This is a genomic window from Enterobacter sp. UPMP701, assembly GCF_053709515.1.
Window position 1 is genome coordinate 90447 of the sequence record NZ_JBSKJN010000010.1, and the last position, 15161, is coordinate 105607.

General features: G+C 57.8%; 9 protein-coding genes. 2 read left to right on the forward strand and 7 right to left on the reverse strand.

The window, feature by feature from the left end; all coding sequences use genetic code 11:
• Positions 1-2394 (reverse strand): maltodextrin phosphorylase, encoded by a 2394-nt coding sequence (malP, locus tag ACWKXT_RS18985; protein WP_454533116.1) that lies wholly within the window; start codon positions 2392-2394, stop codon positions 1-3.
• 585 nt (positions 2395-2979) lie between these two features.
• Here malP and malT point away from each other — a divergent pair.
• On the forward strand, positions 2980-5685 hold the full coding sequence (gene malT / locus ACWKXT_RS18990; RefSeq protein ID WP_059355755.1) for an HTH-type transcriptional regulator MalT: 2706 nt from the start codon (positions 2980-2982) through the stop codon (positions 5683-5685).
• A gap of 481 nt (positions 5686-6166) precedes the next feature.
• Here the strand turns inward: malT and ACWKXT_RS18995 are convergent, their stop codons facing one another.
• The 3 genes from ACWKXT_RS18995 to glpE are packed head-to-tail and all read right to left on the reverse strand — an operon-like array spanning position 6167 to position 8152.
• On the reverse strand, positions 6167-6925 hold the full coding sequence (locus tag ACWKXT_RS18995) for a DeoR/GlpR family transcriptional regulator (protein ID WP_045259370.1): 759 nt from the start codon (positions 6923-6925) through the stop codon (positions 6167-6169).
• Between the two features lie 16 nt (positions 6926-6941).
• Positions 6942-7772, reverse strand: coding sequence for a rhomboid family intramembrane serine protease GlpG (gene glpG / locus ACWKXT_RS19000; protein ID WP_454529544.1), 831 nt, complete (start codon positions 7770-7772; stop codon positions 6942-6944).
• Between the two features lie 47 nt (positions 7773-7819).
• Complete coding sequence (gene glpE / locus ACWKXT_RS19005) at positions 7820-8152, reverse strand: thiosulfate sulfurtransferase GlpE (RefSeq protein ID WP_080329056.1); 333 nt, start codon at positions 8150-8152, stop codon at positions 7820-7822.
• Positions 8153-8340: 188 nt separating this feature from the next.
• On the opposite strand from glpE, the gene glpD reads away from it, so the two are divergent.
• Positions 8341-9849, forward strand: a complete 1509-nt coding sequence (glpD, locus tag ACWKXT_RS19010) for a glycerol-3-phosphate dehydrogenase (protein ID WP_454533117.1) — start codon at positions 8341-8343, stop codon at positions 9847-9849.
• A gap of 109 nt (positions 9850-9958) precedes the next feature.
• On the opposite strand, the gene glgP is transcribed toward glpD, so the two are convergent.
• From glgP to glgC, 3 genes are read right to left on the reverse strand one after another with little or no spacing between them, the layout of a single operon-like run.
• On the reverse strand, positions 9959-12406 hold the full coding sequence (gene glgP / locus ACWKXT_RS19015) for a glycogen phosphorylase (protein WP_454529546.1): 2448 nt from the start codon (positions 12404-12406) through the stop codon (positions 9959-9961).
• Positions 12407-12424: 18 nt separating this feature from the next.
• On the reverse strand, positions 12425-13858 hold the full coding sequence (gene glgA, locus ACWKXT_RS19020; RefSeq protein WP_454529547.1) for a glycogen synthase GlgA: 1434 nt from the start codon (positions 13856-13858) through the stop codon (positions 12425-12427).
• Positions 13858-15153: a glucose-1-phosphate adenylyltransferase gene (gene glgC / locus ACWKXT_RS19025; protein ID WP_003861582.1), complete on the reverse strand. Its 1296-nt coding sequence runs from the start codon at positions 15151-15153 to the stop codon at positions 13858-13860. Before glgC ends, glgA begins: the two co-directional genes overlap by 1 nt.
• Between the last annotated feature and the right edge of the window lie 8 nt (positions 15154-15161).

Sequence of the window (15161 nt, forward strand, 5' to 3'; positions counted from 1 at the left end):
TTAGCGTTTTGCCTGCCAGATACGGGCCTGATAATCACGGATTGAACGGTCAGAGCTGAACATGCCGCAGCGCGCGGTGTTCAGGATGCACGCCCGGGTCCACGCCTCCTGGTCGCGGTACAGCACGTCGACCTGTTTCTGCGCTTCAACGTAGGCCGTGAAGTCCGCCATCACCAGATACGGGTCGCCGCCGTGTTTGTCCATGCTGTGCAGCATCTGGTCAAACGCGTGCTTGTCGCCGTCGCTGTATTTACCGCTTTCCAGCTCTTTCAGCACCGCATCCAGCACTTTGTCTTTCTTACGCCATTTCACCGGATCATAGCCTTTGGCCTTGATGGCTTTCACCTCTTCCACGGTATGGCCAAAGATAAAGATGTTCTCTTCACCGACCTTCTCGGCGATTTCGACGTTCGCACCGTCCAGCGTGCCGACGGTCAGCGCGCCGTTCAGCGCCAGCTTCATGTTGCCGGTACCGGAGGCTTCTTTACCGGCCGTCGAGATCTGCTCGGAGATATCCGCCGCCGGGATCAGCATTTCAGCTGCAGAGACGCAGTAATCCGGCAGGAACACCACCTTCAGCTTGTCGCCCACTTTCGGATCGCTGTTGATCGCCGCCGCCACTTTATTGATGGCGAGGATAATGTTTTTCGCCAGGTAGTAGCCCGGCGCCGCTTTCGCACCGAACAGGAACACGCGCGGCACGCGGTCGGCCTGCGGGTTCTCGCGGATCTCTTTGTACAGCGCCAGAATGTGCAGCAGGTTCAGGTGCTGACGTTTGTACTCGTGCAGACGTTTGATCTGGATATCGAAAATCGCGTTCGGGTTGATCGCGATCCCGGTACGCACTTTCACGAACTCCGCCAGGCGAACCTTGTTCTCCAGCTTGATCGCGCGGTACTGCTCGCGGAATTTCGCGTCGTCGGCCTGTTTTTCCAGATTGATCAGCTGGTCCAGATCGTTGGCCCACTCTTTCTTCAGGGTCTTGTCCAGCAGGCCAGCCAGCAGCGGGTTGCACTGCTTGATCCAGCGACGCGGCGTGATGCCGTTGGTCACGTTATGGAATTTGGTCGACCACAGCTGGTGGTATTCCGGGAAGAGATCTTTCACCACCAGATCCGAGTGCAGCGCCGCCACGCCGTTCACCGCAAAGCCGCTGACCACGCACATGTTCGCCATGCGCACCTGCTTGTCGTGCACCACCGCCAGCTTCGCCCAGACGGCTTTGTCGCCCGGCCAGGTTTTCTCCACCAGGGTTTTAAACTGGTCGTTAATCTTGTTGATGATCTGCATATGGCGCGGCAGCAGCGTTTTCACCAGCTTCTCATCCCAGCACTCCAGCGCTTCTGGCATCAGGGTGTGGTTGGTGTAGGCGAAGGTGCGGCTGGTGATGGCCCAGGCGTCGTTCCAGCTCAGCTGATGCTCGTCGATCAGCACGCGCAGCAGTTCCGGGATGGCAATGGTTGGGTGCGTGTCGTTGAGCTGAATCACTTCGAAGTCCGGCAGCTGCGCCAGCTTGCGGCCCGCCAGGTGGTGGCGACGCAGAATGTCCGCCACGGAGCAGGCGCACTGGAAGTACTGCTGCATCAGGCGCAGCTTTTTACCCGCCAGGTGGTTGTCGTTCGGGTAGAGCACTTTGGTCAGCTTCTCGGCGTCGATGCCCTGCTGCTCGGCGCGCAGGAAATCGCCGTCGTTGAATTTGGTCAGGTTAAACGGATGCGCGTGCTTCGCCTGCCACAGACGCAGCGGCTGCGCCACGCCGTTACGGTAGCCAAGCACCGGCAGATCCCAGGCTTCACCGGTAATAGTGAACGCTGGCTCCCAGAGCCCCTGCTTCGTCACTTTCCCGCCAATGCCCACCTGCACATCCAGCTGCGCGTTGTGGCGGAACCACGGGTAGGTATTGCGGTGCCAGTCGTCAGGCGCTTCCATCTGATGACCGTCGGCAAATGACTGACGGAACAGACCGTACTGGTAGTTCAGGCCATAGCCAATCGCCGACTGGCCAACGGTCGCCATAGAATCCAGGAAACAGGCCGCCAGACGACCCAGACCGCCGTTGCCCAGCGCCGGGTCAATCTCTTCTTCCAGCAGGTCGGTCAGGTTTATGTCGTGCTCTTTCAGCACGTCACCCACCTCCTGATACCAGCCAAGGTTCAGCAGATTGTTGCCGGTCAGGCGGCCAATCAGGAACTCCATCGAGATATAGTTAACGTGACGCTGGCCTTTGACGGGCTTCGCCACGGGCTGAGCATCCAGCTGCTCTGCAAGCGCCCCGCTCACCGCCTGCCACCACTGGTGAGGCGTCATCTCGTTTGCAGCATGAAGGCCAAAACGCTGCCACTGACGCGTCAGGGCAGCCTGGAATTGAGCTTTGTTGAAGGTAGGCTGTGACATAGGGGATCGGCATCCTTTAGAAAGAAAACACAAGTTAGCGCTAGTGTGCCTGGCTCATTTCGCCTCTTCCTCCTCCCGTGGGGGATTAGACAGGGAGGAGTAGCGGGGATGAGCGTAAAAGTGTGATCGAGGCCACTCAGAGAGCATAGTTTGAGTGTGCCCGGAAGAGGAAAAAGTAACCGGGGAGAATATCAAAGAAATGAAATGCGGTTTTGGATAAAATTAATCCACGCAGAAATGATTGCTTACGGAGAATAATATTTCAGCAATCGGGTCCTGCCTAAGGAGATTATTAATCTCACTCAACTTTACCCGAAGTTTATTAAATTCGACGTCATTATCCCTTTCTGAAACCAGTTTCAGCGCAACCGCCTGACATCCATACAAGCCAGCACTGGCGCGGTGTAAACGCATTTTTGAAAAAGTTCCAGCAACAGTCTGAATGTTTTGTGACAGAGTGCAAATTCAGAGCCACAAAAGCCAGACATAACTTGCAATAGTTCTCTTTCTGACCGACCTTATAGCTATTAATTACGAAGCGCAAAAAAAATAAATTCTCTCGTTCCCCACAGTGAAGTGAAACCTATGTTGATTCCGTCTAAATTAAGTCGCCCGGTTCGTCTTGACCATACAGTGGTCCGCGAGCGTCTGTTGGCTAAACTTTCCGGCGCGCATAATTTCCGACTGGCGCTGGTTACGAGCCCTGCAGGTTATGGAAAAACAACGCTCATTTCACAATGGGCCGCAGGTAAGAGCGATCTTGGCTGGTACTCCCTCGACGAGGGCGATAACCAGCAAGAGCGTTTTGCCAGCTATCTGATTGCCGCTATTCAACAGGCAACCAATGGACACTGCGTCGCCAGCGAGGCAATGGTGCAAAAGCGCCAGTACGCCAGCCTGTCCTCCCTTTTCTCCCAGCTGTTTATCGAGCTGGCCGAATGGCATCGTCCGCTGTACGTAGTGATTGATGACTATCATCTGATCACAAATCCGGTTATCCATGAGTCGATGCGCTTCTTCCTGCGCCACCAGCCGGAAAACCTGACCCTGGTCGTACTGTCACGAAACCTGCCGCAGCTCGGTATTGCTAACCTGCGCGTGCGCGATCAGCTTCTGGAAGTGGGCAGCCAGCAGCTGGCCTTCACCCACCAGGAAGCGAAACAGTTCTTCGACTGCCGCCTGACCTCACCCATTGAGGCCTCCGAAAGCAGCCGCCTGTGTGATGATGTCGCAGGCTGGGCCACGGCGCTACAGCTGATTGCCCTCTCTGCGCGACAAAACAACAGCCCGACGCACCAGTCTGCGCGTCGTCTGGCCGGCATCAACGCCAGCCATCTTTCTGATTACCTGGTGGATGAGGTGCTCAACAGCGTCGATCCCTCCACCCGCAATTTCCTGCTGAAAAGCTCCCTGCTGCGTTCCATGAACGATGCGCTCATCGTGCGCGTAACGGGCTGTGAGAACGGTCAGCTGCAGCTGGAAGAGATTGAGCGTCAGGGCCTGTTCCTGACGCGCATGGACGACCCCGGCGAGTGGTTCAGCTACCACCCGCTGTTTGGCAGCTTCCTGCGCCAGCGCTGTCAGTGGGAGCTGGCAACAGAATTGCCGGAAATCCACCGCGCCGCCGCCGAAAGCTGGATGGCACAAGGCTTCCCGAGCGAAGCTATCCATCACGCGCTGGCCGCCGGTGATGCCAGCATGCTGCGCGATATCCTCCTTAACCACGCATGGGGGCTGTTTAACCACAGCGAACTGACGCTACTGGAAGAGTCGTTGAAGGCCCTGCCGTGGGAGAGCCTGCTGGAGAACCCGCGTCTGGTGCTGCTCCAGGCCTGGCTGATGCAGAGTCAGCATCGCTACAGCGAAGTGAACACCCTGCTGGCGCGCGCCGAGCAGGAGATGGAAAGCGAAATGGATACCACCCTGCACGGCGAATTTAACGCCCTGCGGGCGCAGGTCGCGATTAACGACGGCGATGCGGATGAAGCTGAACGGCTGGCGATGGTCGCGCTGGACGAGCTGCCGCTGGCGAATTTCTACAGCCGGATTGTGGCCACCTCGGTACACGGCGAAGTGCTGCACTGCAAGGGCGAGCTGACGCGCTCCCTTTCGCTGATGCAGCAAACTGAGCAGATGGCGCGTCGCCATGATGTCTGGCACTACGCGCTGTGGAGCCTGATCCAGCAAAGTGAGATTTTATTCGCTCAGGGGTTCCTGCAGGCCGCCTGGGAAAATCAGGAAAAAGCGTTCCAGCTGATTCGTGAACAGCACCTGGAACAGCTGCCGATGCACGAGTTCCTGTTGCGTATTCGCGCTCAGCTCCTGTGGGCGTGGTCGCGCCTGGATGAAGCAGAAAGCTGCGCCCGTCAGGGTGTGAACGTGCTCTCTGGCTTCCAGCCTCAGCAGCAGCTGCAGTGTCTGGCCCTGCTGGTGCAGTGCTCGCTGGCGCGCGGCGATCTGGATAACGCCCGCAATCACCTTAACCGTCTGGAAAACCTGCTCGGCAACGGTCAGTACCACAGCGACTGGGTATCGAACGCTGACAAGGTTCGGGTGATTTACTGGCAGATGACGGGGGACAAAAAATCCGCCGCCAACTGGCTGCGCCAGACGCCTAAACCGGAATTTGCCAATAACCACTTCCTGCAAAGCCAGTGGCGCAACATCGCCCGCGTGCAGATCCTGCTGGGTGACTTCGAGCCTGCGGAGATCGTGCTGGAAGAGCTGAACGAAAACGCCCGCAGCCTGCGTCTGATGAGCGACCTGAATCGCAACCTGCTGCTGTTAAACCAGCTTTACTGGCAGGCGGGACGTAAAAATGACGCCCAGCGCGTGCTGCTGGAAGCCTTGCAGCTGGCGAACCGCACCGGGTTTATCAGCCACTTCGTGATTGAAGGTGAAGTGATGGCGCAGCAACTGCGCCAGCTGATTCAGCTCAACACGCTGCCGGAGCTGGATCAGCATCGCGCCCAGCGTATCCTGCGCGAGATTAACCAGCACCATCGCCACAAGTTTGCCCATTTCGATGAGAACTTCGTGGAACGTCTGCTGAACCACCCGGAAGTGCCGGAGCTTATTCGCACCAGCCCGCTCACCCAGCGCGAATGGCAGGTGCTGGGGCTGATCTATTCCGGTTACAGCAACGAGCAGATTGCCGGTGAGCTGGCGGTGGCGGCAACCACCATCAAAACGCACATTCGCAATCTGTATCAGAAGCTGGGCGTGGCGCACCGTCAGGACGCGGTGCAGCATGCGCAGCAGCTGTTGAAGATGATGGGGTACGGGGTGTAGGCCCTCTCCCCGTGGGCTGAGGGATCCCCACAAATTAATGCGAGCAGTGAACAATCCCCTCGCCCCTTTGGGGAGAGGGTGAGGGTGAGGGTGAGGGTGAGGGGGAACATACTGCTCTGGTGGTCATTCCGTTCACGTTATGTTCCTTGCTACTCTGTAACGACATGACCGGTGAACGTGCCAGGGTGGCTCAGTCGCCACCACCCTGGCAACCCGGGCTCCCGGCGGTAAATCGCCGCTTCGCGGTGCCCTCGGCTTATTCCTTCCGGCTTATCGGGGACGGGCGGAGGTAACATCCCTGTAAAGGCCGCCCTCTCGGCGCATCCATGCGCCTCGCCCCGGCCTGCAGGAAACGCCTCAGCGATTTACAGCCGGACCAGGGCATCGCTGAAAGCCTGCAAACGTTCTGAAACAACGTTGTTGCTTCTGATAAAAAAATTACTGGGAACCCTCAACCCTGTGGAAGAGGGAGAACGGCTTTTCAACACAACTCTAACTGCACATTATTATCTTTAATCACCTGCATGACGCCCGCCGGCGGCATCACGTCGGTGTAGACCGCATTCACCATGCTGATGCTGCCCATGTTCACCATTGCGTTACGGCCAAACTTCGAATGGTCCACGACCAGCATTACGTGGCGTGAGTTCTCAATGATCGCGCGCTTGGTGCGCACCTCGTGGTAATCAAACTCCAGCAATGAGCCGTCGGTGTCGATGCCGCTGATCCCCAGAATGCCGAAGTCGAGGCGGAACTGAGAGATAAAATCGAGCGTCGCTTCGCCAATAATCCCGCCGTCGCGGCTGCGCAGTTCGCCGCCCGCGAGGATAATGCGGAAATCGTCTTTCTGCATCAGGGTGTTGGCGACGTTCAGGTTATTGGTCACCACGCGCAGGTTCTCGTGATCCAGCAGCGCATGGGCGACCGCTTCCGGCGTGGTGCCGATGTCAATAAACAGCGTCGCCCCGTTCGGGATCTGGCTCGCCACTTTACGCGCAATGCGCTCTTTCTCTGCCGTCTGCGTGGCTTTACGGTCGTGCCAGGAGGTGTTGACCGAGCTGGACGGCAGCGCCGCGCCGCCGTGATGGCGCAGAATGCGGTTCTGATCGGCCAGATCGTTCAGGTCACGACGGATGGTTTGCGGGCTGACGGCAAACTGTTCGACCAGCTCTTCGGTGCTGACGTATCCCTGTTTTTTGACCAGTTCGATAATGGCGTCATGACGTTGTGTTTGTTTCATCAATTATCCCTGAAAATTATGCTCGTTTTCGCGCATGGAGCGTGTCGGCCAGCGCCATTGCCAGCCCGACAGCCAGGCCGGTGACGTGCGCACCATTGGCGATAGACATACCAAACAGATCAAACCATCCGGCAATTAGCCATATTAACGCAAAGGCTATTAATCCGCGTTGTAAATAGATGCCGCTTTCCGGGTCGCGCTCTCCGCGAAGCCAGACGTAACCCATCAGGGCGTATACCACGCCAGACAGCCCACCAAACCATGGGCCGCTGAATTTATGCTGCACATAGCCGCTCAGCAGGGCGCTGATAATCGTGATAACAATCAGCTTGCCGCTGCCGAGCCGCTTCTCAACGATACCGCCGAGATACCACCACCACAGCAGGTTAAAGAGGATATGCATTACCGAGAAGTGCATCAGCGCGTGGGTGAAGTAGCGCCAGATGTCGAAATCCAGCGACGGATCGTAGGGCCACGCCAGCGCGATCATCACGCTCTGGTCGCCCACCACGTTCATAATAATGAAAACGATAATGCAGGCCGCCATCAGCAGCAGCGTAAACGGGCCCGCGCGCTCGCGAATGGTGGCAAGGAAAGGGAAACGGCTGTAATGCAATCCGCTGCCGGTCTGGCCGGACTGCCAGCTGGCCGCCAGATAGCGCGGGTCGCCGGGGTTCTCAAGGAAACGCGCCAGCTCCTCGTTTACCCGCCCTGCCTGGCTCTCGTCGGCCAGCCAGACGTCGGTCTGAGTATGTTGCTGGATGGTCAGAATAACGCCCTGCGTCGCCATATAGTCGACAAACGCCTGGGCGACGCGCGGGTTGGTAAAAGAGGTGATCATCAACATGGGCAGCGGTCGCTTATTTCCACACAAAAGGGGACAGTATAGCGGGATTAGCGCTCAAACGCGTATTCCACTTCTGCCGGGAAATGACGATGCCAGGCATCGAAGCCGCCGTCGACGCTGTATACCGCGTCGTAGCCTTGCTGGATCAGGTACTGCGCCGCGCCTTTGCTGCTGTTGCCGTGGTAGCACATGACCATGACGGGCGTTTCGAAGTCGTTATCGCGCATAAACGCGCCCAATGAGTCATTGGTGAGATGGAACGCGCCCGGCGTGTGGCCCATCGCAAAACTTTGCGGATCGCGGATGTCCACCAGCACCGCTTTTCCCTGGTGCATCTTCTGATGGGCTTCTTCTACGTTAATACATTCAAACTGATCCATGGTGTTCTCTTTACAGTGGTCAACGACACGATTTTACCCCGTAGTGTACGTCCTGGCGGCGGGTAAACGCCATTATGTTATCCATATCACTCTAAATTGTTTTTTTGATGTTACCAAAAGCGCGTTCCTTTGCTATTATGAGCGATATCGAACATTTTTGAGCTTTAACGAAAGTGCATGAGGGTGTTATGGAAACCAAAGATCTGATTGTGATAGGCGGTGGCATCAACGGTGCCGGTATTGCGGTTGATGCCGCAGGACGCGGTTTATCCGTGCTGATGCTGGAAGCTAACGATCTCGCCTGCGCGACGTCGTCCGCCAGCTCCAAGCTGATCCACGGTGGCCTGCGCTACCTGGAACACTACGAATTCCGCCTGGTCAGCGAAGCGCTGGCCGAACGTGAGGTGCTGCTGAAAATGGCTCCGCATCTGGCGATCCCGATGCGCTTCCGCCTGCCTCACCGCCCGCACCTGCGTCCGGCGTGGATGATCCGCATCGGTCTGTTTATGTACGATCACCTGGGCAAACGCACCAGCCTGCCGGGTTCGAACGGTTTGCGTTTTGGCTCAGAATCGGTCCTTAAGCCTGAAATCGTGCGCGGTTTCGAATATTCCGACTGCTGGGTGGACGATGCGCGCCTGGTTCTGGCGAATGCGCAGATGGTCGAGAAGAAAGGCGGCGAGGTGAAAACCCGCACCCGCGCGACCGCCGCCCGTCGTGAAAACGGCCTGTGGATTGTGGAAGCGGAAGACATCGATACCGGCGAGAAATTCAGCTGGAAAGCGCGCGGCCTGGTGAACGCCACCGGTCCGTGGGTGAAGCAGTTCTTCGACGACGGCATGCATCTGCCTTCTCCGTACGGCATCCGCCTGATTAAAGGCAGCCACATTGTGGTGCCGCGCGTGCATACCCAGAAGCAGGCTTACATTCTGCAGAACGAAGATAAACGCATCGTGTTTGTGATCCCGTGGATGGACGAGTTCTCCATCATCGGCACCACCGACGTGGAGTACAAAGGCGATCCGAAAAACGTCGAGATCGACGAGAGCGAAGTGAACTACCTGCTGAAAGTGTATAACGCGCACTTTAAGAAACAGCTGTCACGCGATGACGTGGTCTGGACCTACTCCGGCGTGCGTCCGTTGTGCGATGACGAGTCTGACTCACCGCAGGCCATCACCCGCGACTATACGCTCGATATCCACGACGTGGACGGTCAGGCGCCGCTGCTGTCGGTGTTTGGTGGCAAGCTGACCACCTACCGCAAGCTGGCCGAGCACGCGCTGGAAAAACTGGCGCCGTACTACAAAGGCATTGGCCCGGCGTGGACCAAAGAGGCTGTGCTGCCCGGCGGCGATATTGGCGGAAACCGCGACGATTACGCCGCGAAGCTGCGCCGTCGTTTCCCGTTCATTACCGAAGGGATGGCGCGCCACTACGCCCGCACCTACGGCAGCAATACCGAGCTGTTCCTCGGTAACGCGAAAGAGCTCGCCGATCTGGGTGAGCATTTCGGCCACGAACTGTACGAGGCCGAGCTGCGCTACCTGGTCGAGCACGAGTGGGTTCGCCGCCTTGAGGATGCCATCTGGCGTCGTACTAAAGAAGGGATGTGGCTCAACGCCGAGCAGCAGTCTCGCGTGGCGCAGTGGTTGCAGCAGCATGCGGGAAAGCGTGAATTGTCGTTGGCGTCTTAATACGATCGGTGCGGGCTGTGCCCCCTCACCCTAACCCTCTCCCCGAAGGGGAGAGGGGACTTTAACACCCTCTCCCCTTCGGGGAGAGGGCTGGGGTGAGGGGTTGTTTTTACAACCGCACCGGGTCAATATGCCAGATGTTCTCGGCATACTCTTTGATGGTCCTGTCAGACGAGAAATAGCCCATATTGGCGATATTATGCATCGCCGCGCTGGTCCACTTCTCCTGCTGACGGTACAGCTCGTCCACCTTATCCTGACAGTCTACGTAGCTGCGATAATCCGCCAGCACCTGGTAGTGGTCGCCAAAGTTAATCAGCGAATCCACCAGATCGCGATAGCGGCCCGGCTCGTCGGGGCTGAACACACCGGTCGCAATCTGCGTCAGGACCTGACGTAGCTCTTCATCCCCTTCGTAGAACTCACGCGGTGAGTAGCCTTTCCTGCGCAGCGCCTCCACTTCTTCCGTGGTATTGCCGAAGATAAAGATATTCTCTTCACCTACGTGCTCCAGCATCTCGACGTTCGCGCCGTCCAGCGTGCCGATGGTCAGCGCGCCATTGAGGGCAAACTTCATGTTACTGGTGCCGGACGCTTCCGTTCCTGCCGTGGAGATCTGTTCGGAGAGATCCGCCGCCGGGATGATCAGCTGCGCCAGGCTCACGCTGTAGTTCGGGATGAACACCACCTTCAGCTTGTCGCCAATATCCGGATCCTGGTTCACCACCTTCGCCACGTCGTTGATCAGGTGAATAATGTGTTTCGCCATGTAGTAGGCGGACGCGGCCTTACCGGCGAAGATCTTCACGCGCGGCACCCACTCGGCGGTCGGATCGGTCTTAATGCGGTTGTAGTGAGTAATCACATGCAGCACGTTCATCAGCTGACGCTTGTACTCGTGGATGCGCTTGATTTGCACATCAAACAGCGCTTTCGGGTTTGCCACCACGTTGAGGTGCATCGCCAGCCAGACCGCGAGACGTTTTTTGTTCAACAGCTTGGCTTCACGCACGGCCTTGTTCACCGTCGGGAAATCAATGTGCTGTTCAAGCTCGCTCAGCTGGCTTAAATCGGTGCGCCAGGTGCGACCGATATTCTCATCCAGTACGTCAGAGAGCGGCGGGTTGGCCAGCGCCAGCCAGCGGCGCGGCGTAACGCCGTTGGTCACGTTGCAGAAACGCGTCGGGAAGATCTTCGCGAAATCAGCGAACAGCGACTGCACCATCAGGTTCGAGTGCAGCTCGGACACCCCGTTGACCTTGTGGCTGATCACCACCGCCAGCCAGGCCATGCGCACGCGGCGACCGTTGGATTCATCAATGATCGACGCACGGCTCAGCAGGCCGGTATCGTTCGGGTACTGCTCCTGCAACGTTTTGAGGAAGTAGTCGTTGATCTCGAAGATAATCTGCAGGTGGCGCGGCAGAATTTTGCCCAGCATATCCACCGGCCAGGTCTCCAGCGCTTCGCTCATCAGGGTGTGGTTGGTGTAAGAGAACACCTGACACGTTACCTCAAACGCGTCGTCCCAGCTGAACTTATGCTCGTCAATCAGCAGACGCATCAGCTCAGGAATGGAGAGCACCGGATGGGTGTCGTTAAGGTGAATCGCCGTCTTCTCCGCCAGGTTGGCGTAGGTCTTATGCAGCTGATGGTGGCGGCTGAGGATGTCCTGAATCGTCGCGGAAACGAGGAAATACTCCTGGCGCAGGCGCAGCTCGCGGCCGGAGTAGGTTGAGTCATCCGGGTAGAGCACGCGGGAGACGTTTTCTGAGTGGTTTTTATCTTCCACCGCCGCAAAGTAGTCGCCCTGGTTAAATTTACCGAGGTTGATCTCGCTGCTCGCCTGGGCGTTCCACAGGCGCAGGGTGTTGGTCGCGTCGGTGTCGTAGCCGGGGATGATCTGGTCATAAGCCACGGCGAGGATCTCTTCGGTTTCCACCCAGCGGGACTTTTTCCCTTCCTGCTGAATGCGTCCGCCAAAGCGCACCTTGTAACGCGTGTTGTGGCGTTTGAACTCCCACGGGTTGCCGTATTCCAGCCAGTAGTCCGGGGACTCTTTCTGACGGCCATCGACGATGTTCTGCTTGAACATCCCGTAGTCGTAGCGAATACCGTAGCCGCGGCCCGGCAGCGCCAGCGTCGCCAGCGAGTCGAGGAAACAGGCGGCAAGGCGCCCCAGACCACCGTTACCGAGGCCCGGGTCATTCTCTTCGTCAATCAGCTCTTCTAAATCCAGTCCCATCTCTTCCAGCGCGGTTTTGACGTCGTCGTAGATACCCAGCGACAGCAGCGCGTTAGAGAGAGTGCGGCCAATCAAAAATTCCATCGACAGGTAGTAAACCTGCCGCGTCTCCTGCGAAAGCTGGGCGCGGTTAGAGCGCAGCCAGCGTTCGACCATACGGTCACGCACCGCAAACAGCGTGGCGTTCAGCCACTCGTGCTTGTTGGCAATGACCGGATCTTTCCCGATGGTGAACATCAGCTTGTAGGCGATGGAGTGCTTTAACGCCTCAACGCTGAGCGTGGGGGAAGAGTAGCTAAATGGAGCATTCATATCAGTAACTTCGCCTCGTTACATCAAGCGTTGATAAAGGTCGCGGTAGGACTGCGCCGCAACGTGCCAGCCAAAGTCCAGCGACATCGCCTGACGTTGCACATAACGCCACAGGGATGGACGGGACCACAAGACGAATGCACGCCGAATCGCCCGAAGCAGCGACCAGGCATTACTGTCTTCAAAGACAAACCCGCTGGCGATACCGTCCGCCAGGTTTTCCAGAGAGCTATCCGACACCGTATCCGCCAGCCCGCCCGTGCGGCGCACCAGCGGCAGGGTACCGTATTTCAGGCCGTAGAGCTGCGTCAGGCCGCAGGGCTCAAACCGGCTCGGCACCAGAATCACGTCCGCGCCGCCCATGATGCGGTGCGAGAACGCTTCGTGATAGCCAATCTGCACGCCCACCTGCCCCGGATGCTCCGCAGCAGCGGCGAGGAAACCTTCCTGCAGCACCGGATCGCCCGCGCCGAGCAGCGCCAGCTGGCCGCCCTGCTCAAGCAACCCCGGCAGCGCCTCAAGCACCAGATCCAGCCCCTTCTGGCTGGTCAGGCGGCTGACCACCGCAAACAGCGGCACCTTATCGTTGACCTTCAGCCCCATCGCAATTTGCAGCTGGCGTTTGTTTTCCGCTTTGTCTTCCACGGAGTCGCGGCCATAGCGCGCGGCCAACAGGAGATCGGTTTCCGGGCTCCAGATCTGCTCATCCACACCGTTCAGAATGCCCGACAGGCGGCCTTCACGGTGGCGCTGCTGTAACAACCCTTCCAGACCGTAGCCAAACTCCGGCTGGGTGATTTCACGCGCGTAGGTTGGGCTCACCGCCGTAATATGGTCGGCGTAGTACAGCCCGGCCTTCAGGAACGAAATTTGCCCGTTGAACTCCAGCCCGTGCATGTTAAAGAACGACCATGGCAGATCGATGTCATTCATATGATGGGCATAGTACATGCCCTGATACGCCAGGTTGTGTACGGTAAAAACAGATTTGGCAGGATGACCTTTCGCCGCCAGATAGGCAGGCGCCAGCCCGGCGTGCCAGTCGTGCGCGTGCACTACGTTCGGACGCCAGAACGGATCCAGCCCGACGGCCATCTCCGCCCCTACCCAGCCGAGCAGCGCAAAGCGCAGCACGTTGTCGGTGTAGGCGAACAGGTTCGTATCGTGATACGGGCTACCCGGTCGGTCATACAGGTGCGGCGCGTCGATCAGGTAAATTCCTACGCCGTTGTAATGCCCAAACAGCAGGGTGATGCGTCCGGCAAAGGTTTCACGGCGCGTCACGACCTTTGCATCGGGAATGCCGCGCCGGATATCCGGGAAGGCGGGCAGCAGGACGCGGGTATCGACTCCACCGGCGATTTGCGCCGCCGGTAATGCACCAAGAACATCCGCCAGGCCGCCCGTTTTTAACAACGGGAACATCTCAGAACATACGTGTAAAACCTGCATCATCGCTCCTGTTTGATCTGCAGCTTCCGCAACATTTCCCGTGTGACTAACACGATCCCCTCTTCAGAACGGTAGAAACGACGCGCGTCTTCTTCTGCGTTTTCCCCAATCACCATCCCTTCAGGAATGACGCAGGCACGGTCGATCACGCAGCGACGCAGACGACACGAACGCCCTACCCAGACATCCGGCAGCAGAACCGCCGAATCGATATTACAGAATGAGTTTATACGCACGCGCGGGAACAGCACGGACTGCACCACCACCGAACCGGAGATGATGCACCCGCCAGAGACCAGCGAGTTCAGGGTCATGCCGTGGCTGCCGGAGCGATCCTGGACGAACTTCGCCGGCGGCAGCGATTCCATATGCGTGCGAATCGGCCAGTTCTGGTCGTACATATCCAGCTCAGGCGTTACGGATGCCAGATCGAGGTTGGCTTTCCAGTACGCTTCCAGGGTTCCCACATCGCGCCAGTAAGGTTCTGCATTCGGGTCAGACTGCACGCAGGACAGCGGGAAGGGATGTGCATACGCCATGCCAGCTTTGGTAATTTTCGGGATGATGTCTTTACCGAAGTCGTGGCTGGAGTTTTCGTCTTTGTCGTCCTCTTCCAGCAGCTCATAAAGATAATCGGCATCAAAGACATAGATCCCCATGCTGGCGAGCGATTTGGTGTCGTCACCGGGCATGGTTGGCGGGTTCGCCGGTTTTTCGACAAAGTCGATAATCTTGTCGTCGCCATCGACATGCATCACGCCAAACGCGGTTGCTTCCGCAACGGGCACCGGCAGACACGCCACGGTGCAGCGCGCCCCTTTTTCAACGTGGTCGATCAGCATGTGGGAGTAATCTTGCTTGTAGATGTGGTCTCCGGCGAGGATGACGATGTATTCCGCGTTGTAACGGCGAATGATGTCGAGGTTCTGGGTCACCGCATCCGCCGTGCCGCGGTACCAGTTCTCCCCGTGAACGCGCTGCTGCGCCGGGAGCAGATCGACAAACTCGTTCATCTCTTCGCTGAAGAATGACCAGCCGCGCTGAATGTGCTGCACCAGCGTGTGCGACTGATACTGGGTAATGACGCCAATACGGCGAATGCCTGAGTTCAGGCAGTTGGAAAGTGCAAAATCGATAATACGGAACTTACCACCAAAGTGAACGGCCGGTTTGGCGCGCTTGATGGTCAAATCTTTCAGACGGGTACCACGCCCGCCCGCGAGTATCAGGGCAACTGTTTTTAATGGTAGCTGGCGCGCCAACATTAACGGATCGTTCTTCTCTAATCTAACCATGACTAACT